The sequence below is a fragment of the Nitratidesulfovibrio sp. 1201_IL3209 genome, from assembly GCF_036763125.1.
Classification (GTDB): Bacteria; Desulfobacterota; Desulfovibrionia; order Desulfovibrionales; family Desulfovibrionaceae; genus Cupidesulfovibrio.
The window spans coordinates 1-20,209 of sequence record NZ_JBAIYT010000008.1 but is presented as its reverse complement, the minus strand read 5'-3'; the positions used below and the strand labels follow the sequence as shown (position 1 = coordinate 20,209).

The following is a 20,209-nucleotide window of genomic DNA, read 5'->3' as shown; positions in this document are numbered from 1 at the left end:
AGGCCGGTTTCGCGCGGGTTCGTGAAAAAAGGCACACCGTTGCGGAATGCAACGGTGCTTCACTCCGCAACGGTGCTGGCCGGACAGGCCCAGAGGGAATGCGAGGAGGCGCGCATGATCTTCTTTCGGCGTCAGGGCGGGGACGCCCCGTCAGGGGCATCCGACGCGGCGGGGCAGGGGGGCGGCCAGCCGGGCGTGGCGGACCCCACCGGCCTGCGCGCCAGATGCGCGGCGGCGGACCTGCCCGACACGGTGCGCGGGGTGCTGGAGGCGGAAATCGGCCGCATGGAAAAGACCGACGCGGCCGCGCCGGAAAACGCCATCGCCCTCAACTACGTGGAATGCCTGCTGGACCTGCCGTGGAACGCGCTGACCCGCGACAGCCTGGACCTTTCACGCGCGGCGGCGGTGTTCGACGCCAGCCACGCCGGGCTGGGCCAGGTGCGCGAGCGGGTGCTGGAACACCTGGCCGCGCGCGTGCTGTGCGCCACCCAGCCCGCCGCCGTGCTGGTGGTGGACGACGAGCCCATCGCCCGCGACAACGTGGCCCACGTGCTGGCCCGCGAAGGGTACGCCGTGGACACGGCGGCCAACGGCGAGGAAGCCTTGGCCCGCCTGGCGCACCGCCGGTACGACTGCATCGTCACCGACCTGAAGATGGACCGCATGGACGGCATGCAGCTGATGGAGGCGGCGCGGCGGGTGGCCCCGGACACGCGCATCGTGGTGGTGACCGGCTACGCCACGGTGGACACCGCCGTGCAGGCCCTGAAGACCGGCGCGGTGCAGTACCTGTCCAAGCCCATCGACATCGCGGAACTGCGGGCCACGGTGCGCGAAGCCTTGGCCGACCGCGCGCAGGGGCTGTCGTCGCGCGCGCCGGTGCTGTGCTTCACCGGGCCGCCCGGCGTGGGCAAGACCTCGGTGGGCCGGGCCATGGCCGAAGCGCTGGGGCGGCGCTTCCACCGCATGTCCCTGGCCGACCTGCGCGACGAGGCGGAACTGCGCGGCCACCGGCGCACCTACGTGGGGGCCATGCCGGGGCGGATCATCCAGGCCCTGCGCGCCACGGGGGTGCGCAACCCGGTGTTCATGCTGGACGAGATCGACAAGGTGGGACAGGACGCCAAGGGCGACCCGGCCATGGCCCTGCTGGAAGTGCTGGACCCGGAGCAGAACGGCCGCTTCGTGGACCGCTATCTGGAAATCCCCTTCGACCTTTCGCAGGTGCTGTTCATCGCCACGGCCAACGGGGTGGAACGGCTGCGCGGCCCCCTGCTGGACCGCATGGAGGTGGTGGAATTCCACGGCTACGCCGAGGCGGACAAGCTGGACATCGCCATCCGCTTCCTGCTGCCCCGGCAACTGCGCGAACACGGCCTGACCGCGCCCTATCCGCAGGTGAGCCGGGCGGCCCTTGCGCGGATCATCAACGACTACACCAGCGAGGCGGGCGTGCGCGGGCTGGAGCGCGAACTGGCCCGGCTGTGCCGCAAGCTGGCCCGGCTGCGCCTGGACGCGGGCGGGCACGGGGGCGGGCATGCGGGCGGCGCGGGAGGACACGCGGGCGCGGCATCCGATGACGCCCCCGGCACGCCTGCGCCGGACGCCGTGCCTCCGAATACGTTGCTGGTTGACGATGCCGTGGCCGCCGCCCTGCTGGGGCCGCCGCGCTACCGGCACGACGCGGCCCACGGCGCGCCCCGCGTGGGCACGGCCACCGGGCTGGTGTGGTCCGAGGCGGGCGGCGAGATCGTGTTCGTGGAGGCGGCCCGCATGGCCGGTTCCGGCCAGCTTATTCTCACCGGCTCGCTGGGCGCGGTGTTGAAGGAATCGGCGCGCATCGCGCTCAGCCACATCCGGGCCGAGGCGGAACACCTCGGCGTGCCCGGTCTGCCCAGTTTGCCCGGACTGGCCGGTCGGGCGGGCGACGGCCAGTCCGGCCACCCCGCGCAGGACATCCACATCCACATCCCCGCCGGGGGCATCGCCAAGGACGGCCCCTCGGCCGGGCTGACCATCTGCGTGGCCCTGGTCTCGCTGCTGTCGGGCCGCCCGGCGCGGGCAGACGTGGCCCTTTCCGGCGAATTGTCGCTGTCCGGCCGGGTGCTGCCGGTGAGCGGCGTGCGCGAAAAGCTGCTGGCCGCCGCCCGGGCCGGGGCGCGCACCGTGGTGCTGCCCGCCGCCAACGAGCCGGAGGCGCACGGCCTGCTGGCCGACCTTGCGGCGCGCGCGCCGGGCGGCCTGCCGCAGGTGGCCTTCGCCGCCCGGGTGCAGGACGCGCTGGCCGTGGCCCTGCTGCCCGCCGCGATACCAGACGAGGGGGACAGGGGGAACGGGGAGGGCGCGCCGTGCAGTTCCTGATCCGCCGCCTTGCGGAAGGCAACATCCGGCAACTGGTGCTGTTCGGCATCTCGGTGTCCATCCTGGGCTTCTCGCTGCTGGGCGGGCTGTCGTACAACTACCTGCTCCAGATCGAGGACGCCCTGGCCCTGGCCGAGGTGGTGGACGACCTGAGCAGCGACATCCTGGAAATCCGCCGCTACGAGAAGAACTACCTGCTCTACGCCATGGAGGAGGACCACGCCGAAAACCTGGTGTTCATCGGCCGGGCGCTGGAGGTCATCGAGCGCATCGAGCCCGGCGGTGGCGGCCAGTCGGGCCAGTCTGGGCTGTCGGGCACCGACCTGCGGGGCAGCGACGGGCTGCGCGCCCTGCGCCGCGACCTGCACGGCTACCGCGACACCTTCAGCCGCCTGGGCGAGGTGCAGCTTGCCGGGCAGCAGCGCGAGCACGAACGCGGAGCCCTGCGCGAGGATTTGCGCGAACAGGGCAAGGCGCTGGTGGCGCAGGCCCGCCAGATCGTCACCTACCAGCGCGAGCGCATCCTGGGCATCGTGGGTTCGCTGAAGCACCAACTGCTGCTGTCCATCGGGGCCATGGTGGGGCTGGCCGCGTTCTTCTCGTGGCTCATCGGGCGGCGCATCCTGGGGGCGCTGTCGGTCATCGAGCGCTCGGCCCGCCAGATCGTGCGGGGCAGCCTGGAACGGCTGCCCCTGCCCGCCACCAGCGACGAGACGCGCGGCGTGGTGGAGGCGTTCAACCACATGCTGGTGGAACTGGAGCACCGCCAGAACCAACTGGTGCAGGAAAAGAAGCTGGCCTCGCTGGGGGTGCTGACCTCGGGCATCGCGCACCAGTTGAACAACCCGCTGAACAACATTTCCACCTCGTGCCAGATCCTGCGCGAGGAAGTGCGGCATGCCGGGGGCGGCGAAGCGCCGGAGCTCGACCCGGCCCTTGCCGGGCGCATGCTGGAGAACATCCATCAGGAAGTGCGCCGCTCGCGTGACATCGTGAAGGGATTGCTGGAATTCTCGCGCGAGACGGAGTTCTCGCTGAAGCCCGTGGCCCTGCGCGACGTGGTGGGCCGCAGCGTAGCCCTGGTGGCCAGCGAGGTGCCCGCGTCCATCGCCATCGACGCCGACGTGCCCGGCGACATCGTGCTGCCGCTGGACGTGCAGCGGTTCCAGGAAGTGCTGCTGAACCTGCTCATTAACGCCATTCAGGCCATCCAGGCCGTTCAGGCGGTGCAGGACGCCCAGGCCGTCCCCCGCGCCGGGGCCATCACCGTCACCGCCGAACGCGACCTGACGGCGCGCCAGGTGGTGCTGCGCGTGGCCGACACGGGCATCGGCATCGGTCCGGAGCACCTTGGGCGTATCTTCGACCCCTTCTTCACCTTGAAGGACGTGGGCAAGGGCACCGGCCTCGGGCTGTCCGTGGCCTTCGGCATCATCCGCAAGCACGGCGGCACCATCGGGGTGGAGAGCACCCCCGGCGCGGGCGCGTGCTTCACCATCCGGCTGCCGCTGGGCACGCCGGAACCCACGGGAGACGCGGCATGAACGACGCATCCGGACGGACCACGGCAGCCGCCCCGCACGCACAGCATCCACCGGACATCCCCGGCCCGGCCCGCATCCTGGTGGTGGACGACGAGGCCATCGCCCGCGACAACCTGGCCCTGGTCCTGGGGCGGCAGGGGCACGAGACCCTCACCGCGGCCAGCGGCGCGGAGGCGCTGCAACTGCTGGCCGGGGCGGACTTCGACCTGGTGCTCACCGACCTGATGATGCAGGGCATGGACGGGCTGGACCTGCTGCGCGCCGTGCGGTTGCGCCATCCGGACACCGAGGTGGTGGTGGTCACCGGCCATCCCACGGTGAAGACGGCGGTGGAGGCCATGCACGCCGGGGCCTACCACTACCTGTCCAAGCCCTACGACCTGGACGAGGCGCGGGCGCTGGTGCAGAAGGCGCTGGAAAAGCGCCGCCTGAAGCAGGAGGTGGCCCGCCTGCGCGAGCAGCTGCGCCAACGGTCGCTGCCCGTGCCCCTGCTGGGGGCCGCGCCGTGCATGCAGGCGCTGAAGCGCACCATCGCGCAGGTGGCCCCGTCCGACGTCACCGTGCTGATCCTGGGCGAGACGGGCACCGGCAAGGAACTGGCCGCGCGCATGGTGCACCTGTTCAGCCGCCGGTCCGAGGCGCGCTTTCTGGCCATCAACTGCGGGGCCTTCAACGAGGAATTGCTGGAAAGCGAGCTGTTCGGCCACGAGCAGGGGGCCTTTTCCGGCGCGGTGCGCCAGCGCAAGGGGCTGTTCGAGGCGGCGGAAGGCGGCACGCTGTTCCTGGACGAGGTGGGCGAGATGTCGCTGCCCATGCAGGTCAAGCTGCTGCGCGCGGTGCAGGAGCGCACCATCCGCCGTGTGGGCGGCACCGCCGACATCCCCGTGGACGTGCGGCTGGTGGCCGCCACCAACAAGGACCTGGCGGCGGAGGCGGCGGCCGGGCGCTTCCGGCACGACCTGTACTACCGCCTGAACGTGGTGGTGCTGCGCATGCCCCCGCTGGCGGAACGCATGGAGGACGTGCCCCTGCTGGCCCAGTACTTTGCGGAAAAGGCCGCCCGCGACACGGGCAGGCCCGCCCCGCACATGGCGCAGGAAACGCTGGCCGTGCTGGCCCGCTACCCCTTTCCGGGCAACGTGCGCGAGTTGCAGAACATCGTCGAGCGGGCCGCCGTGCTCCGCGCGGGGGACACCATCACCCCGGCCGACCTGCCGCCCGACCTGCGGGCGCTGGCGGAGGGATTTGCGGGAAAGGGCAGCCCCCCGCTGGTGCTGCGCGCCGACGGGGCCGGGGAAGGCGTGACGCCCGACGGCCGTCCCATGACCCTGGACGAGAACGAGCGGGCGCACATCGAATGGGTGCTGGAGCTGGCGGGCGGCAACCGGACGCAGGCCGCCAGGATGCTGGACATCGACCGCGCCTCGCTGTGGCGCAAGCTGAAACGGTACGGACTGTAGCGGGGGTGCGACGACTGGTGGGAACGGGCGGTTACTGGCGTGAACCGGCGTGAACGGGCGTGAACCGTCTGGACGCGCCACCCCGCCCCGTGCCATTCTCGCGGCGGCCGGGCATGTGTCCGCGCGTCGCCTCGTTTCGAGCCAACAGGAGAATCCGCCATCGCACCGCTTCTGGAACTGCGCGGCCTTTGCCGCCACTTCACCGTGCGCCGGGGCATGTTCGACCCCACGCCCGCCGTGCTGCGCGCCGTGGACGACGTGTCGCTGACCCTGGACCGGGGCCGCACCCTGGGCCTGGTGGGAGAAAGCGGCTGCGGCAAGTCCACCCTGGCCCGCATGGTGGTGGGGCTGCTGCCCCCCAGCGCGGGGCAGGTGCTGCTGGACGGGCGGCTTTTTGCCGGGACGGGTGCTAACGGGGGCGCGGACGGGGGCGCAGGCGCGGCCACGCCCGCCATTTCGCGCGCCGAGGCCGCGCAACTGGTGCAGATGGTCTTTCAGGACCCCTTCTCGTCGCTGAACCCGCGCCGCACCGTGGGCGCCTCCATCGGCGAGGCGCTGGCCGTGGCCGGGGCGTCCGGCGCACAGCGGCGCGGGCAGGTGGCGGACATGCTGCAACTGGTGGGCCTGCGGCCGGAACACGCCGACCGCTACCCGCACGAATTTTCCGGCGGCCAGCGCCAGCGCGTGGCCGTGGCCCGCGCCCTGATCACCCATCCGGCGCTGGTGGTGTGCGACGAGCCGGTGTCCTCGCTGGACGCCTCGGTGCAGGCGCAGGTGCTGAACCTGCTGCGCGACCTGCAGGAACGCATGGGCCTGGCCTACCTGTTCATCTCGCACGACCTCGGCGTGGTGGGCCACATGAGCGACCACGTGGCCGTGATGTACCTTGGCAAGGTGGTGGAAGAGGCCCCGCGCGACGTGCTGTTCGCCGCGCCCGCCCACCCGTACACCCGCGCCCTGCTGGCCTCGGTGCCCGTGCGCGACCCGGCCCGGCGCAGCGAGCATCCGGCCCTGTCCGGCGACCTGCCCAGCCCCATCGCCCCGCCGCCCGGCTGCCCCTTTCACCCGCGCTGCCCGCAGGTCATGGACGTGTGCCGCCACCAGGTGCCCGGCTGGCATGCCGTTGCCGAGGGGCAGCATGCGCGCTGCCACCTTCATGCGCCGGAACTGCCGTCACGGACAACCGGGTAGCTGCGACGGCACGGCGTTGCGCTAGGGCTCGTCCGGCCTGCCGCCGTTCCTTTCCCGCTGCTTGTGAAAAAACGTACTTGACGGGCGGCCCTGCCATCACCATAGTGCGGGTGCCCCACCGCGCGCCGCGCCACGCCGCCATTCCGCGTCGTCCAGTGCCGTTCGGGGGCCATCGAAGACCACGAACCCCGGCCCCGGCCTTTCCCGGCGGCGGGGGAACACGCCAAGGAGTGTCCATGTCCACGGAATTCGTCAACGCCATCAATGCCGTCAGCGAAGTGCTGATGTTCGAGAACTGGCTGCGCTTCTATTTCATCACCGAGGAAGGGGACAAGCTGTTCATCCGCGTGCCGGAAACGGCGGAAACGCGCATCCGCGAGGAATATCCCCACCTGTTCGGCCTGCTGGAACTGCTGAACGGCAAGGAGATCACCTACGAGACCTCGCGCGACGCGGTGTGCAGCTTCGTGGCCTCGGACGTGGACGGTTCGCGCATGAAGGCGGGCAGCTCGGAAAAGGTCTTCGACAGCAGCCTGTTCCAGTTCGAGATGCAGTTGTTCAACATCTGGGTGCAGTCGCACGAGGAACAGCTGGACAAGAGCTTCATGGACCTGCGCAAGTGGCAGGAACTGTTCGCGGAATGGAAGCGCTCGGACAAGGTCAAGGAATACATGGCCGAACTGAAGGACGCCTCCACCCGCACCGCGCCCGACTGCGATTCCGTGCAGTAGGGCGTCGTCCCCTCTCCGCTGCGGCGAGAGGCAGGCACGCAGTGAAAACGGGGAGGATACCACGGCATCCTCCCCGTTTCTTGTCGATGGGCTGACCTGCACGGCGTGCCGCTATACCCCCAGCGCGTCCAGCGCGGCTTCGATTTCCGGGCGGGCCGCCAAGGGGGCCAGCCAGCGTTCGGGCATCCAGCCAAGGCCGTGCCGCGCGCCGAAGAGCATGCCGATGGCCAGGCCGCGCGCGCACGAATCGCCCCCGGCCATGACGTTGTCCACGAGGCCGGTTTCCGGGTCGGCCTCGTGCTTCAGGGCCGTGTGCACCACCCCCAAGAAGGCCCCCTGCATGCCGCAGGACTGCCCGAAGCGGGCGATGGCGGCCGGGGTGTCCTCGGTCAGGGACATGTCGGCGAAGGCCAGCCAGTCCTCGGCGGGCAGGGCCGCGTACCGGGCCGTGGCGGCGTGGGCGAAGGCTTCGCGCATGTCCGCCCCGCGCAGCAGGGCGGCGGCGGCGCGGGCCATGAATTCCGCGCCGTCGGCGATGACCGGGCTGCCGTGGGTCATCAGGGTCTGGGCGCGTGCGGCATTGACCAGCCCGTCCTCGTCACCGGTGTCCGGGCCCAGGACGGCCAGCAGCGGGGCCATGCGGGCCGCCCCGGCGAAGTCGTTGGTGGCGGCGCCGGTCTGTTCGGGCGGTCTGCCCGCGGCGAAGTTGGCCAGGGCTTCGCGGCTGGCCTTGTCCATGTACCCGGCGTAGCCGCCCTCCATGACGCCGCGCCAGCGCGCGGCGAAATCGGCCAAGTCGAACGCGCCCCTGCCCGCCACCGAGCGGAGCAGCAGCAGGGCCTGGTCGCCGTAGTGCGACTGGGCGCCCGCGCCCTTGCCGGAATGGTAGTCGTTGAGGGCGGGCGGCAGCAGGTCCACCACCCGGCCCAACTGGCGCGCGATGCGCGCCTGATCGTATTCCCAGTGCGCCCCCAGCGACAGCGAATCCGCCGCCAGCGACGCCAGAATGGCGCTGCGTATCCTGCTCATGCTGCACCTCGTGCGGGTTGCGGCCCGCGGCGGCGGGCCGGTGAGCGACACCTTGTTCCAGTATACGACAGGACGCGCGCCGGGGCCAGTGGCGGCGGAAAGGGAGCGGGCGCGCACCGCGGCGGCGGGAGAGCGGGAACGGCGGGCAACCGCGACGGCGCGGGAACGGGGCCGGAAACGCGAAACGCACGGGGTGACCGTGCGTTTCGCGGCCCGCGAGGGATGGCGGGCCAGTTCGCATGTGCGGGGTTGAGGAGGGGCCGGGGAGGCCCTTGCGGGCCTCCCCGGTGCCGGAAACCGCTCGCCCGGTTTGCCGGCGGGGGCAGAGGGGGGTCAGCTAGCTGAAGCTGACGGAGGAGGTGTCCAGGATGGACGGGGATGCCGGGGATATGCGCTGCGCTTCCCGCCAGAGGGCCGCCAGGGCCACGACGGCTTCCCTGTCTTCTTCGGGAAGGGCATCGATAAGGGCATCCAGGTGAGGAGGGGTTGCCGCTTCGCTGCGGCAAGTTTCGGGAGTGTGCATGTCTTCTGCGGCTCCTTGTTCCGTTACGCCACAAGGTTAGCAGGGACCGTGCCAAACATGCTTGTCGTGTTTGTACGGTGTGTTGCATTGTTTTCCCCAATGGCGGGGCCGCGCGGGACGTGCAAACGGCGGCACAGAAGCCGTGCAGCATGTTGCACATGTGCACAAGTTCATGCCCGGCGTGTGGGTGCGTCCGCGTCCCGCGTGCTTGTCGTGAGGGGGGTGGGTGGCGTACCACGGTGCCGGAGGTGCGCATGTCCCGTTCCGGACCCGATGATGCCGCCCGGCCCGGCCCGTGCATGGATATGTCCGGCCGTGCCGGGGCCGATGCGCTGCCTGCCCTGCGCGACCTGTCGCGGCAGGCCGTGGCCCATGCGCTGGGCCGTGCCCAGGCTCGTACCGTGGCGGGGGGCGCGGAGAACGGCGCGCCCTGGCCCGTGGCCGTGGACGGCACGGCGGGCAACGGCCATGATACGTTGTTTTTGGCCCGGCTGGTGGGTGCGCGCGGGGTGGTGCACGCCTTCGACGTGCAGCCCGGGGCGTTGGCCCGCACGGCGGAACGCCTGGCGGCGGCGGGGCTGGACGGGCGGGTGGCGCTGCACGGCCGGGGGCACGAGGAATTGGCGGCGGCGCTGGCCGCGCCACTGGTCATGCCACAGGCCACGCCGCTGACTACGCCGGACACCGGGGGCGTGTGCCCGCCCTGCGTCACGGCGGCCATGTTCAATTTGGGGTTCCTGCCCGGCAGCGACCGCAGCGTGATCACCCGGCCGGACACCACCCTGGCCGCGCTGGACGGGCTGCTGCCGCTGCTGGCTCCGGGCGGCGTCGTTTCGCTGCACGTCTACGCCGGGCACCCCGGCGGCGCGGACGAGGCCGCCGCACTGGACCGCCGCCTGGCCGGGCTGGACTGGGACCGGTGGCGGGTGGCACGGTACGAATTCGCCAACAAGCCCCGCAACCCGGAACGGCTGCTGCTGGTGTCGCGGCTGCCGGACCCGGCATAGCCTTCCGCCGCCCGAAAACCACGCCGCCCGCGCCGTTCATGCCATCCGGAGCGCGACGGCCACGAGCATATTCCCCACGAGAACACCCCCGCGAGCATACTGCCATGACCACCGATTCCACGCCCACCAACGACGCTTCCGTGTTCCCCGACCCTTCCGACGACGATCTGTGGACGGCCGTGCGCGCCGACATGGAACGCCGCTTTCCCGGCCGCTACGAAGAAGCGGCCGTGCGCCGCGCTTTCGAGGCGGTGTGCGCGGGCGAGGGCGACTACCTGCCCCTGCGCGTCCTGCTCAAGAAGGTGCGCATGGCCTGCATGTGGACCCGCCCCAGCCTGGACGGCCGGGCCGAAGGCGCGGAATAGCGGCGGGAACCCTTCCGGCGTTTCCTTTCCGCTCCCGCGCCGGCCGGATCAGGGCAGCAGGGGGTGGCGGAACAGCGGGTGCGCGGCGTGGCGTTCCAGCAGCCCGGCCAGCCTGGCCCGCTGCTGCGGTGAAAGCCCGGCGTGGAAGGCCATGAATTCGTCGCGCACGTGGGCGTAGGCCTGCTCGGCCAGTTGGCGCTTGCCCGCGAACAGTTCGTCCAGCGCCGTTGCATCCACGGCCCCGTCGCGGATGGCCGCGTGCAGGCGCTGGCGCAGCGCCGCGTTGTGGCGGCGCAGTTCGTCCACTTTGCGTTCGTGGGCGTCCAGGCTGCGGGCCAGACGTTTCGCCTCGTCCGGCGAAAGCTCCAGTTCGCGGGCCACGCCGCGCGCCACGCGGCGCATGTCCACCCCGGCCAGCCGCGCGGCGATGCGCCGCCTGTTGTACCACAGCACGCAGAGCACGGTGGCCTTGACCGCCCCCACCCCCACGGCGAATTCCCAACTCATGCGGTGTCTCCGGATATGTTCGTGGGGGCGCCGCCTCTTGGGCTGCCCCGGCCGCTCCCGCCGGGGTGGCGTCCGCCGCCATCGGGTCAGTCGTGCCCGGTCATGTCCATCCGGCATGCACGAAAAAGGGGGAAGGGCCAAGGCCCTTCCCCCGACGTTGTGATCTGGGCGGTCCATGTGATCTGGGTGATCTGGGCGATCTGGACGATCCGCGTTCCTCCTGCCCGCCACAGGGCAACGGGCAAAAGGCCGATTCGGGCCTAGCGGTGGGCTTCCAGATCCTTGAGAAACTCCGGCCGCACCTCGAAGCCGCAGGCCACGGCCTGGTCGGCGAACTGCACGGCCTGGGCGAACTCGCCCCGCTCGAAGTGGGCCAGGGCCAGGTTGTTGTAGGCCGGGCCGAAGCCGGGTTCGCGCTTGATGGCCTCGCGGCTGATGGAGATGGAGGCCTCGTAGTCGCCCTGCATGTAGTAGGCGGCGCCCATGGTGGCCATGGCCTGGATGAAGTTGGGGTCCCACTTCAGGGCCTTCTTCAGGGCCTTGATGGCCTCTTCCGGCTCGCCGCGCTGCAAATGCACGAAGCCGATGTTGCTCCACGGCACCGGGAACTTGGCGCGGCACTGGGCCGCTTCCTCGTTGTAGCGCAGGCAGCCGTCCAGGTCGCCGCGTTGCAGGCAGATGCCGCCCAGCTGCACGTAGGCCTCGGCCAGGCGGGGCGAATTGCGCACCGCGCTCAGGAACGATTCCTCCGCCGCCACGAAGTCGCGCTTGTGCAGCAGGGCCACGCCAAGGTTGTAATGATGGTTGGCGCAGTTCTCGCTCTTTTCTATCTCGGCCCGCAGGTCGGCGATGTACTCGTCAATGTCATCGTACTTATCCTTCATCGACGTGACCCTCCTTGATCAGAATATTGTAGTACCACACGCAGAAATCGAACACGCCGCGGTACTTTTCGTCCTTGTTGACGATGCCGAGGGCGGTTTCCAGCGCGCCACGGCCGTATTCGTTGGTGTAGTCCTTCTTGCTGGCGGTCTGCAGAAATTCGCGCACAAGCTGCTGGGTGGTGCGCTTGGTGATGTCCTGGCGCGTGTCCAGCGGGTCGTTGGGCTTCTGGAAGGGGTCCCAGTTCTCGTAGCCGATGCGCTCCACGTACTTGCGCCGCCGGGGGGACATGGCGTCCCAGATGGCGCGCTTCTGGACCTCTTCTTCCGGCGTCAGTTCCCGCGTGGTGCTGTCGCGGAACATGGAGCCCGAGATGTTGACCATGCTCAGTCCTCCTTCCTCGCCGGGCCGACGCCGAGATAGGCGTTGTCGTACCTGGTGATCAGCGCCATGGACACGGGCACGTACACCTGGTCCAGTTCGCGGTAGCGCGACTGCACGGCCACCAGGATTTCGTGGCTGAGGCCCGCCAGCCGTTCGTGGATCTTGTCCAGGGCCACGGTGGGATAGCGCCCGCCGGGGGCGAAGCCGGTGCGGCCGCAGGTGTGGGCCACGCCGCCGATGGCGGTGGGAATGCCGTACAGACGGCAGGTGATGGGCCGGTGGGCGTACATGGCGCAGGTGTCGTCGTCGCCCAGCAGGGGGCAGCGGATGCGCTCGCGCGCCACCTCGGCCAGCAGTTCGGCCGAATCGCGCCCGGCCAGCGACTCCTTGTACAGGCGGCGCTTCAGGCGCACGGCGTGGCGGTCGGCCGCGTCGGCCCGCTCGAGGATGGCGGAGCGCTCCGCCCCGAAGCCGAAGGCTTCGGCAAAGCGCCGGTTCAGGTACATGGCCTCCACAAGGCCGAGGTCGAACAGGGCGTGGCAGCAGTCGCTGCAGCCGAGGCCGCAGGTCACGCAGTCGGCATGCTGCGAGCGCACGCGCTCGAACAGCGCGTCGGCTTCCGCCACCAGCTTTTCATATTTGGCGAAGATTTCCGTCAGGTCCACGGTCATCCATTCTGCTCCTTGGGGGTCGCGCTGGCGCGACCATCATGCGAAGGCCCGACAGGTTGGCGTATCGGGCGCCGGGCGGTCTCGGTCGTTCTGAGGCCGGAATGCACACCCCAAGGTTGCCGCCGCGCCGTGCGGACGGGCCGGACGGGCAGGGCTGACCGTGCGAAGGGTCGCGCGGCTCCCGCGCGGGCGTGCGGATGTGCGGGAATTCGCGGTGCGGGCGGGCGGCACGCCACGGGGAGGCAACCCCCGTTTCCGTCGTGGCGCGGGGCGCGGCCGGGAGCATGATGCGGGGCGCGGCCCCTTTTCCCCCGGCGGCCGTGGCGCGGCCGCGTGAACACCTGCCCCATGTGCCCCAGCTGCTGCCTGACGCTGCAACCGTGCCCTTGATGCGGCAAATGCCGCCGGACGGCGCAAACGTCGTCCGGCGGCATGACGTGCAGCAAATCCGGAAAGGCGGCGATTAGTTCTCTTCGACGGTGATCGCGCCGGCTTCGCAGACTTCCACGCAGGATTCACAGCCCAGGCATTCTTCCTCGTTCACGGGAACAGCCTTGCCGTCCTGCAGTTCGTAAACTTCGACGGGGCACACGTCCACGCATTCGCCGTCGCCGGTACACTTATCGGTGTCAACAGTAACAGTCCAACCCATGTCATCCTCCAGGCGTGTTTTTCGGCCGACGACGTAGTCGGCTCTTTGGGAACAATTCCCTGTCGTGATTGCGAAAAAACCGCGTCACCACAGGGTTTGACGGCTTACCATCGAAATTGCAGATAGCTGGCGTCAACCGGGGTGTCAAGCGCTGACGCAAATTCTCATGATTGCGGGGCGCGGGGGCCGCAGCGCCACCGGATGCACTGCCGTCTAAACGGCCAGCGACACGTAGTACCCCTTGCCGCCGCGCTGGATGAGCAGGGTCACCTTGCCCGCCAGCCGGTGCCGGGCGAACGCCTGGGCGAAGTCGCGGGTATTGGTCACGCGCACCCCGCCCACCTGGCGCACCACGTCGCCGGGTGACAGCCCCAGCCGGGCGGCCGGGCTGTTGGGGAGCACGGCGTTGATGCGCACGCCGCTTCCCTGCGCCTCCTGCACGCGCAGGCCCCAGCGCCGCTCGGCCAGGCGTTCCGCCGTCTCCTGCGTGAACACGGCCGGGGTCATGCGCAGGGTGGCCGTCCTGCCTTCGCGCAGTATGCCCACCTCCAGCGTGTCGCGGTGGGTGTAGTTGCGCAGCAGCATGATGTAGGCGTCCTTGTCTTCTATGGGGTTGCCGTTGATGGACACCAGCACGTCGCCGGAGCGCAGCCCCGCTTTGGCCGCCGGGGTGTCCTGCTGCACCTCGGTCACCAGCATGCCGGACACGCGCTTCAGCCCCAGCCACGCCGCCGTGCGCTGGTCGATGTCCTGCCCCAGCACGCCCAGCCACACCGGGTCCACCCGGCCCTGGCCCAGCAGTTCCTCGACCACGCGGCGGGCCTTGTCCACGGGGATGGCGAAGCCGATGCCCTCGCCCTTGGCGTAGACCGCCGTGTTGATGCCGATGAGCTCGCCCATGATGTTCAGCAGCGGGCCGCCGCTGTTGCCGGGGTTGATGGCCGTGTCGGTCTGGATGAGGTCGGTGATCATGCCCTGTTCCACCTTGATGGACCGGCCAAGGGCGGAGACCACCCCGGTGGTCACGGTGTGCGCGAAGCCGAAGGGGTTGCCGATGGCGATGACCGTCTCGCCGGGCATGAGGTCGGACGAGGTGGCCATCTTCACGGCGGGCAGGTTCTGCGCGCCGGGCACGCGCAGCACGGCGATGTCGAAGTCGGTGTCCGAGCCCAGCAGTTCGGCGTCCAGCGAGCGGCCGTCCAGCAGGTGCACGGCGATGCCCGTGGCCCCGGCGATGACGTGGGCGTTGGTGAGCACGATGCCGGGGTGCCCGCCGTCCGGGTTGATGATCACCCCGGACCCCAGGCTGCGCCGGGTCTGGCGCTGGGTGGGCAGGCCGGGGAACATTTCCCGCGCGGCCTCGTCGTCCATCAGGCCGGGGAAGGGGTTGAAGTTGCGCTCCACCACCCGTGCGGTGGTGATGTTGACCACGGCGGGGGCCACGGCGTTGACCGCGCGCACCACCGGGGTGAGGCGCGGGCTGTTGTCCGGGATGCCGGGGGGCAGGCCGGGCGCGCGCGGTGTGGGCACGGTGACGGCCGGCCGGCCCGGCTGCGAGGACACCGGCTGGTCGGCCGCCAGCGGGGCCGGAAACGCCACGGACGCGGCGGTCAGGGTGATGGTGACGAGGGCGATGGTGGCGAGGGCGAGGACCGCGCCTTTGGCGGTGCGGCCGCGCAGCATGTCATGGATGGACATCATGGGTGCTCCCCGTGGGATGTGCGGTTTTCGCGCGCATAACTATGCGGCCTGCGGCGGGCGTCGGCAAGGGGCAGGGGCAAAGAGGCGGGGCGGAGCCGCCCGCGCCCTCCACCCCGGCTTGCCTTGCCCGGCCCACGGCGCTACCGTGCGCCGGTTCCCGTTCCACACCGACACTTCCGGGGGTTCCCATGCCGTCCATCTCGCCGCGCCTTCTCGACCTCATCGCCGCCATCGACCCCGTGGACCACGGCCACGACCCGGCCGGGCAGGCCCATCTGGACAACCTCACCAAGCCGCGCGGCAGCCTGGGCCGCCTGGAAGAACTGGCCCTGCAACTGCACCGCATCCAGGGCGGCGCGCGCCCCCTGGCCGCCGACCCCGCGCGCATCTTCACCATCGCGGGCGACCATGGCGTGGCCGCAGAGGGCGTCTCGCTGTTTCCGCAGGAAGTGACCCGCCAGATGGTGCTCAATTTCCTGAACGGCGGCGCGGGCATCAACGTGCTGTGCGCCACCGCGGGCATCGACCTGCGCGTGGTGGACGCCGGATGTCTGGGCGACGACTTCGAGCCGCATCCGCAGCTCGTCCGCCGCAAGGTGGCCCCCGGCACCGCCAACATGACCCACGGCCCGGCCATGACCCGCGAACAGTGCGAGGCCGCCCTGCTGCTGGGCGCGGACCTTGCCGCGCAGGCCGCCGCCGACGGCTGCCGCTGCGTGGGCACCGGCGACATGGGCATCGCCAACACCACGCCCTCCACCGCCCTGTACTGCGCCTATCTGGGCCTTGACCCCGAGGCCGTCACCGGCCCCGGCACCGGTCTGGACGCCCACGGCGTGGCCCGCAAGGCGCAGGTCATCCGCGCCGCCCTGGCCGCCAACCGTCAGGCCATCGCCACCGGCGGCCCCGTGGACATTCTGGCTGCCGTGGGGGGGCTTGAAATCGCCGCCCTGGCGGGCCTCATCCTGGGCGCGGCCCGCCACCGCCTGGTGGCCGTCATCGACGGGTTCATCTCCACCGCCGCCTACACCGCCGCCTGGAAGATCGCCCCCGCCGTGGCCGGGTACTGCGTGTTCAGCCACGCCTCCGCCGAACAGGGCCACGGGGCCATCCTGCGTAAGCTGGACATCCGTCCCCTGCTCGACCTCGGCCTGCGCCTCGGCGAAGGCACCGGCGGCGCGCTGTCCATCTTCCTGCTGCGCAGCGCCGCCGATATCTTCGAGAAGATGGCCACCTTCGGCGATGCCGGGGTGGATGCCGGGAAGTAGGGGAAGAAAAAAGATTTGATGAAAGCGAACCGGGGGAAGGGACCTTTTGACGCTCTGCGGTCGCCATCCGTAAGGTTCGCGCTTCGCGCTCACCTAACGGCTGCCGCAAAAGGTCTCCTTCCCCCGGACCCCCATCCCCCAAAACTTTTTGTATGGGGCCGGGGGAGAGCAATTCTGTTTGGTCTGTTAATAAAGGGTTGCGCTTTTCAGGTGAGTAGCGTCACGGCGTATAGGGCCGTACGTGAAGTCATGCGGCGAAGGCAGTGGCTTTCATACACGTTGCCCATCAGACCAAATGAAAAATTTGGGAGGATGGGGGGCTCGGGGGGAAGGAACCTTTTTTAAAAGGTTCCTTCCCCCCGATTCATTTCCTGATCTTCAAACTTACTCCTGTGCCAGCACCTGCCGGGCGTGGGCGACCACGTGGTGGGTAAGGGCGTCGAGCAGGCGGGTGCGCAGGCCCCAGCAGTGCCAGAAGAGGCGGATGGGCACGGCGCGGCCGGGGGCGAGATCGACGAGGCGGCCATCGGCGAGGTGGCTGCGGGCCTGGGGCAGGGGGATCATGCCGTAGGCAAGGCCCTGGGCCACCACGTCCACGAACCGTTCGGACGAGGGGATGTAGTGCAGGGGCAGGCGCAGCCCGTCTGCCGCGTCGCGGCCGAGCAGCCCGCGCAGGAACTGGTGGTGCACCTCGTCGGCGCGGTTGAAGATCACGGCGGGCGCGCGGCACAGGGCGGCCTCGGCGAGCCCGGCGGGGAACCAGCGCGCGGCGAATTCCGGCGCGGCCAGGCACAGGTAGTCCACCCGGCCCAGGGGCAGGCAGCGGCAGCCCTGCACGGCGGCGGCGCGGGTGGACACGGCGGCGGTCACATGGCCGTCGCGCAGCAGCAGGTGGGTGCGCTCCTGGTCGTCCACGGACAGGTCCAGCAGGGCGCGTTCCGTGCGCAGGAACGGGGCCACGGCGTCGGGGAACCACGTGGCCAGACTGTCCGCGTTCACGGCCACGGGCAGGGTGGTCCACTGGATTTCCGGTGTGTCCGGCGCGTCGGGGGAACCGGGCGGGGCGTCGCCGCCGGTTCCGCCCTCGGGCCGCAACGCGGCGGCAAGGTCGGTCTCCAGCAGGCCCACCTTGTCGCAATGGGCCAGCAGGCGGCGGCCCTCGTCGGTGGCGCGGGCCGGGGTGGCGCGCACCACCAGCACGGTGCCCAACTGGTCCTCCAGCGCCTTGACCCGCTGCGACACGGCGGACTGCGTCAGGTGCAGCACCCGCGCGGCCCGCTCGAAGCCCCCTTCGCGGATCACGGCGGCCACGGCCTCCACAAGTCGGTAGTCGAGCATGGCTGATCATTACTGTTGCTTATGTAATAGCACAACAAGTAATTTCACGCATGACGCGGAACGGGGTAGAGCAGGGACGTCACGGCGGATCGCCGGACTCCAGACCTGTTTCCGGAGAGCGTCATGCACCTTGCCCCCTACCTTCAGGGACTTGGCATCGGGGCCAGCCTGATCATCGCCATCGGCGCGCAGAACGCCTTCGTGCTGACCCAGAGTCTGCGCCGCAACCACCACATGGCCGTGGCCGCGCTGTGCGCGCTTATCGACGTGGTGCTGATCGCCGCCGGGGTGGCCGGAGTGGGCACGGCGGTTGCCGCCAGCCCGTTGCTGCGCCAGGGCGCGGCCGTGGGCGGCGCCGTGTTTCTGGCCTGGTTCGGGTTCGGGGCGCTGCGCTCGGCCCTGCGTCCCGGTATTCTGGAGGCCGACCGGGCCGTGGGCGACGGCGGCCGCACCAGCCTGCGCCGGGTGCTGGTGGCCACGCTGGCCGTGTCCCTGCTGAACCCGCACGTGTACCTCGACACCGTGGTCATGCTGGGCGGCATCAGCGGGCACTACCCGGCGGCCGAACGGGCCTCCTTCGGCGCGGGCGCGGCCACGGCCTCGTGCCTGTGGTTCTTCGCGCTGGGCGCGTGCGGACGGGTGCTGGCTCCGCTGTTCCGCAAGCCCGTGGCGTGGCGGGTGCTGGACGGCAGCGTGTGCCTGGTGGTGTGGGGCGTGGCCCTGTCGCTGGCCCGGCAGGCCTGGGCGGGGTAGGGGCGCGGGCATGTTTCGCGGGCAGGGCAACCATGTCCGAAAACGGCTGGCAATGTGGCGGCAGGGTGGTAGGCTTCGCCAAGAGAGGTGAGGACCCGTGCCCAATGACCAGCACAGCGCATGGTATGCCGCATTCAAGGCAAAGGACCCCCGGTTCGATGGCCGGTTCTTTGTCGGCGTGACGTCCACGGGCATCTACTGCCGCCCCGTGTGCCGGGCCAAATTGCCAAGGGCTGAAAACTGCGCGTTTTACGCAACCGCCGCCGCCGCGGAGCAGGCGGGCTTTCGGCCGTGCCTGCTTTGCCGCCCCGAAATCGCGCCGGGGGCAGCGCCCCTGAACGCGTCCCTGAATGTGCCCGTGGACGCGGCCGCCTCTCTTGCGCGGCGCGCGGCGCGACTGCTGGAGGACAACTGCGGGAGCGGACACGGCGTGGAGGAACTGGCCCGCCGCCTGGGCTGCACGGGCCGCCACCTGCGCCGGGTGTTCATGGTCGAATACCACGTCGCGCCCGTCCAGTACCTGCAAACATGCAGGCTGCTGCTTGCCCGGAACCTGCTGGCCGACACGGACCTTTCGGTCATCGACGTGGCCATGGCCGCGGGCTTCGGAAGCCTGCGGCGCTTCAACGCGCTGTTCAGGAAGCACTATCGCCTCGCCCCCACCGCCCTGCGGAAGCAGGCGGCAACGCACGGGAAGCAGGGGACGGGCGTCACCCTGGCCTTGGGGTACCGCCCGCCCTACCAGTGGCAGGCGATCTTGGAGTTCCTCGCGTCGCGCGCCATTCCGGGCGTGGAACTGGTCCGGGATGGCGAGTATCTCCGGACCGTGCGGTTCGCCACCGGGACGCCACGGGCGGTGTCCGGCTGGATACGGGTAGGGCACCAGCCGGGGAAACGGGTGCTGACCGTCGCCATGGATGCCGCCCTGTTGCCGGTCCTGTCACGGGTGCTGGCGCGCGTGCGCCAGCTGTTCGACCTGCATTGCGACCCCGGGACGATTTACGAAACCCTGTCGTCCATGAACGACATCCGGCCCGGCCTGTGCGTTCCCGGAACCCGGCTGCCCGGCTGCTTCGACGCCTTTGAAATGACCGTGCGCGCGGTTCTGGGGCAGCAGATCACGGTCAAGGCCGCAGGCACCCTGGCGGCCCGGCTGGTGCGGGCCCACGGCATTCCGGTCGAAACCGGCATCGCCGGGCTGACCCACGCCTTTCCCGCCCCCGAAACCATCATGTCCCTTGAGGGGGCCGGGGCCATCGGCGACCACCTCGGCCCGCTGGGCATCACGGGCGCGCGGGCGCGCACCATCCTCGCGCTGGCAAGGCTGTTCGCGGCGGGGGACGCCGATTTCGGCCACCGCGCGCCGCCGGAAGACGGCATCGAAACACTGCTGGCCGTTCCGGGCATCGGCATGTGGACTGCGCACTACATCGCCATGCGGGCCATGGGATGGCCCGACGCCTTCCCGCACACGGACCATGGCGTCAGGAAGGCCCTCGCCCCCCGGACGCCGGAGCAGATACTGGCCCTGGCGGAGTCATGGCGTCCGTGGCGCGCCTACGCGACAATCAACCTGTGGAATTCCCTGGGCTCTAGACCATCAGGCCAAGCCCTGATAGGCTAGAATCATGTTTAAAAACAGCAAATTAAGCCGCTACAAAATCGGAAAAATTGCTGAATGCTTTTGCATCGATATTGATGCCACCAAAACGGCCTTGCTCCTGAAGCTCAACCGGAAGACCGTGAATAGGTACTTTCTGGCCTTCAGGACGCTGATTTACGCTCACCAGGCATCCCAAAAGGAGAAAATCCTGGGGGTTGTCGAGGTTGATGAAAGCT

19 protein-coding genes and 2 pseudogenes are annotated in these 20,209 nt (G+C 70.1%); 12 read left to right on the top strand and 9 right to left on the bottom strand.

Features of this window, described 5'->3' with window-relative positions:
• Positions 1-114 precede the first annotated feature (114 nt).
• The 5 genes from V6B97_RS05900 to V6B97_RS05880 all read left to right on the top strand — a co-directional run bounded on the left by V6B97_RS05900 (position 115) and on the right by V6B97_RS05880 (position 7,290).
• Positions 115-2,364 (top strand): S16 family serine protease, encoded by a 2,250-nt coding sequence (locus tag V6B97_RS05900; RefSeq protein ID WP_333505566.1) that lies wholly within the window; start codon positions 115-117, stop codon positions 2,362-2,364.
• Positions 2,352-3,908: a sensor histidine kinase gene (locus V6B97_RS05895; RefSeq protein WP_333505565.1), complete on the top strand. Its 1,557-nt coding sequence runs from the start codon at positions 2,352-2,354 to the stop codon at positions 3,906-3,908. Before V6B97_RS05900 ends, V6B97_RS05895 begins: the two co-directional genes overlap by 13 nt.
• Entirely contained in the window at positions 3,905-5,368 is a 1,464-nt protein-coding gene (locus V6B97_RS05890; RefSeq protein WP_333505564.1) for a sigma-54-dependent transcriptional regulator, read from the top strand. Before V6B97_RS05895 ends, V6B97_RS05890 begins: the two co-directional genes overlap by 4 nt.
• Positions 5,369-5,584: 216 nt before the next feature.
• The gene (locus V6B97_RS05885) at positions 5,585-6,559 is read left to right on the top strand and encodes an ABC transporter ATP-binding protein (protein ID WP_333505563.1); all 975 of its coding nucleotides are present in this window, start codon (positions 5,585-5,587) and stop codon (positions 6,557-6,559) included.
• A 236-nt stretch (positions 6,560-6,795) separates the two neighbouring features.
• Positions 6,796-7,290 carry a hypothetical protein gene (locus tag V6B97_RS05880; protein WP_333505562.1) on the top strand — a complete coding sequence of 165 codons (495 nt, stop codon included), beginning with the start codon at positions 6,796-6,798 and terminating at the stop codon, positions 7,288-7,290.
• 111 nt (positions 7,291-7,401) lie between these two features.
• On the opposite strand, the gene V6B97_RS05875 is transcribed toward V6B97_RS05880, so the two are convergent.
• Both V6B97_RS05875 and V6B97_RS05870 read right to left on the bottom strand, forming a co-directional pair.
• Positions 7,402-8,319 (bottom strand): ADP-ribosylglycohydrolase family protein, encoded by a 918-nt coding sequence (locus tag V6B97_RS05875; RefSeq protein WP_333505561.1) that lies wholly within the window; start codon positions 8,317-8,319, stop codon positions 7,402-7,404.
• Between the two features lie 337 nt (positions 8,320-8,656).
• A complete protein-coding gene (locus tag V6B97_RS05870; RefSeq protein WP_333505560.1) occupies positions 8,657-8,842 on the bottom strand; it encodes a hypothetical protein in 186 nt (61 codons plus the stop codon).
• Between the two features lie 254 nt (positions 8,843-9,096).
• Here V6B97_RS05870 and V6B97_RS05865 point away from each other — a divergent pair, with 254 nt between their 5' ends.
• Together V6B97_RS05865 and V6B97_RS05860 are read left to right on the top strand one after the other, a co-directional pair.
• Positions 9,097-9,849 (top strand): tRNA (mnm(5)s(2)U34)-methyltransferase, encoded by a 753-nt coding sequence (locus V6B97_RS05865; protein WP_333505559.1) that lies wholly within the window; start codon positions 9,097-9,099, stop codon positions 9,847-9,849.
• A 104-nt stretch (positions 9,850-9,953) separates the two neighbouring features.
• Complete coding sequence (locus V6B97_RS05860) at positions 9,954-10,214, top strand: hypothetical protein (protein WP_333505558.1); 261 nt, start codon at positions 9,954-9,956, stop codon at positions 10,212-10,214.
• A 48-nt stretch (positions 10,215-10,262) separates the two neighbouring features.
• Here the strand turns inward: V6B97_RS05860 and V6B97_RS05855 are convergent, their stop codons facing one another.
• From V6B97_RS05855 to V6B97_RS05830, 6 genes are all read right to left on the bottom strand, one after another.
• Entirely contained in the window at positions 10,263-10,721 is a 459-nt protein-coding gene (locus tag V6B97_RS05855; protein WP_333505557.1) for a periplasmic heavy metal sensor, read from the bottom strand.
• Positions 10,722-10,981: 260 nt separating this feature from the next.
• Positions 10,982-11,605, bottom strand: a complete 624-nt coding sequence (locus tag V6B97_RS05850; RefSeq protein ID WP_333505556.1) for a tetratricopeptide repeat protein — start codon at positions 11,603-11,605, stop codon at positions 10,982-10,984.
• On the bottom strand, positions 11,595-11,987 hold the full coding sequence (locus tag V6B97_RS05845) for a hypothetical protein (RefSeq protein ID WP_333505555.1): 393 nt from the start codon (positions 11,985-11,987) through the stop codon (positions 11,595-11,597). The genes V6B97_RS05850 and V6B97_RS05845 overlap by 11 nt, the downstream gene beginning before the upstream one ends.
• A gap of 2 nt (positions 11,988-11,989) precedes the next feature.
• Positions 11,990-12,658 (bottom strand): YkgJ family cysteine cluster protein, encoded by a 669-nt coding sequence (locus V6B97_RS05840; protein ID WP_333505554.1) that lies wholly within the window; start codon positions 12,656-12,658, stop codon positions 11,990-11,992.
• Between the two features lie 463 nt (positions 12,659-13,121).
• Positions 13,122-13,310, bottom strand: coding sequence for a ferredoxin (locus V6B97_RS05835; RefSeq protein WP_007525515.1), 189 nt, complete (start codon positions 13,308-13,310; stop codon positions 13,122-13,124).
• A 213-nt stretch (positions 13,311-13,523) separates the two neighbouring features.
• Positions 13,524-15,011, bottom strand: coding sequence for a trypsin-like peptidase domain-containing protein (locus V6B97_RS05830; RefSeq protein ID WP_333505553.1), 1,488 nt, complete (start codon positions 15,009-15,011; stop codon positions 13,524-13,526).
• Positions 15,012-15,199: 188 nt separating this feature from the next.
• Between V6B97_RS05830 and cobT the strand changes: the two genes are divergently transcribed.
• A complete protein-coding gene (cobT, locus tag V6B97_RS05825; protein ID WP_333505552.1) occupies positions 15,200-16,279 on the top strand; it encodes a nicotinate-nucleotide--dimethylbenzimidazole phosphoribosyltransferase in 1,080 nt (359 codons plus the stop codon).
• A gap of 384 nt (positions 16,280-16,663) precedes the next feature.
• Here the strand turns inward: cobT and V6B97_RS05820 are convergent, their stop codons facing one another.
• A complete protein-coding gene (locus V6B97_RS05820; protein WP_333505551.1) occupies positions 16,664-17,617 on the bottom strand; it encodes a LysR family transcriptional regulator ArgP in 954 nt (317 codons plus the stop codon).
• A 123-nt stretch (positions 17,618-17,740) separates the two neighbouring features.
• On the opposite strand from V6B97_RS05820, the gene V6B97_RS05815 reads away from it, so the two are divergent.
• The 4 genes and pseudogenes from V6B97_RS05815 to V6B97_RS05805 all read left to right on the top strand — a co-directional run.
• Entirely contained in the window at positions 17,741-18,370 is a 630-nt protein-coding gene (locus V6B97_RS05815) for a LysE/ArgO family amino acid transporter (protein ID WP_333505550.1), read from the top strand.
• Positions 18,371-18,467: 97 nt separating this feature from the next.
• Positions 18,468-19,436 (top strand): annotated as a pseudogene (locus V6B97_RS17405) (bifunctional transcriptional activator/DNA repair enzyme AdaA); the annotation flags it as partial.
• Positions 19,437-19,523: 87 nt separating this feature from the next.
• Entirely contained in the window at positions 19,524-19,994 is a 471-nt protein-coding gene (locus V6B97_RS17400) for a DNA-3-methyladenine glycosylase family protein (protein ID WP_442935467.1), read from the top strand.
• Positions 19,995-19,998: 4 nt separating this feature from the next.
• Positions 19,999-20,209: pseudogene (locus tag V6B97_RS05805) on the top strand (IS1595 family transposase); the annotation flags it as partial.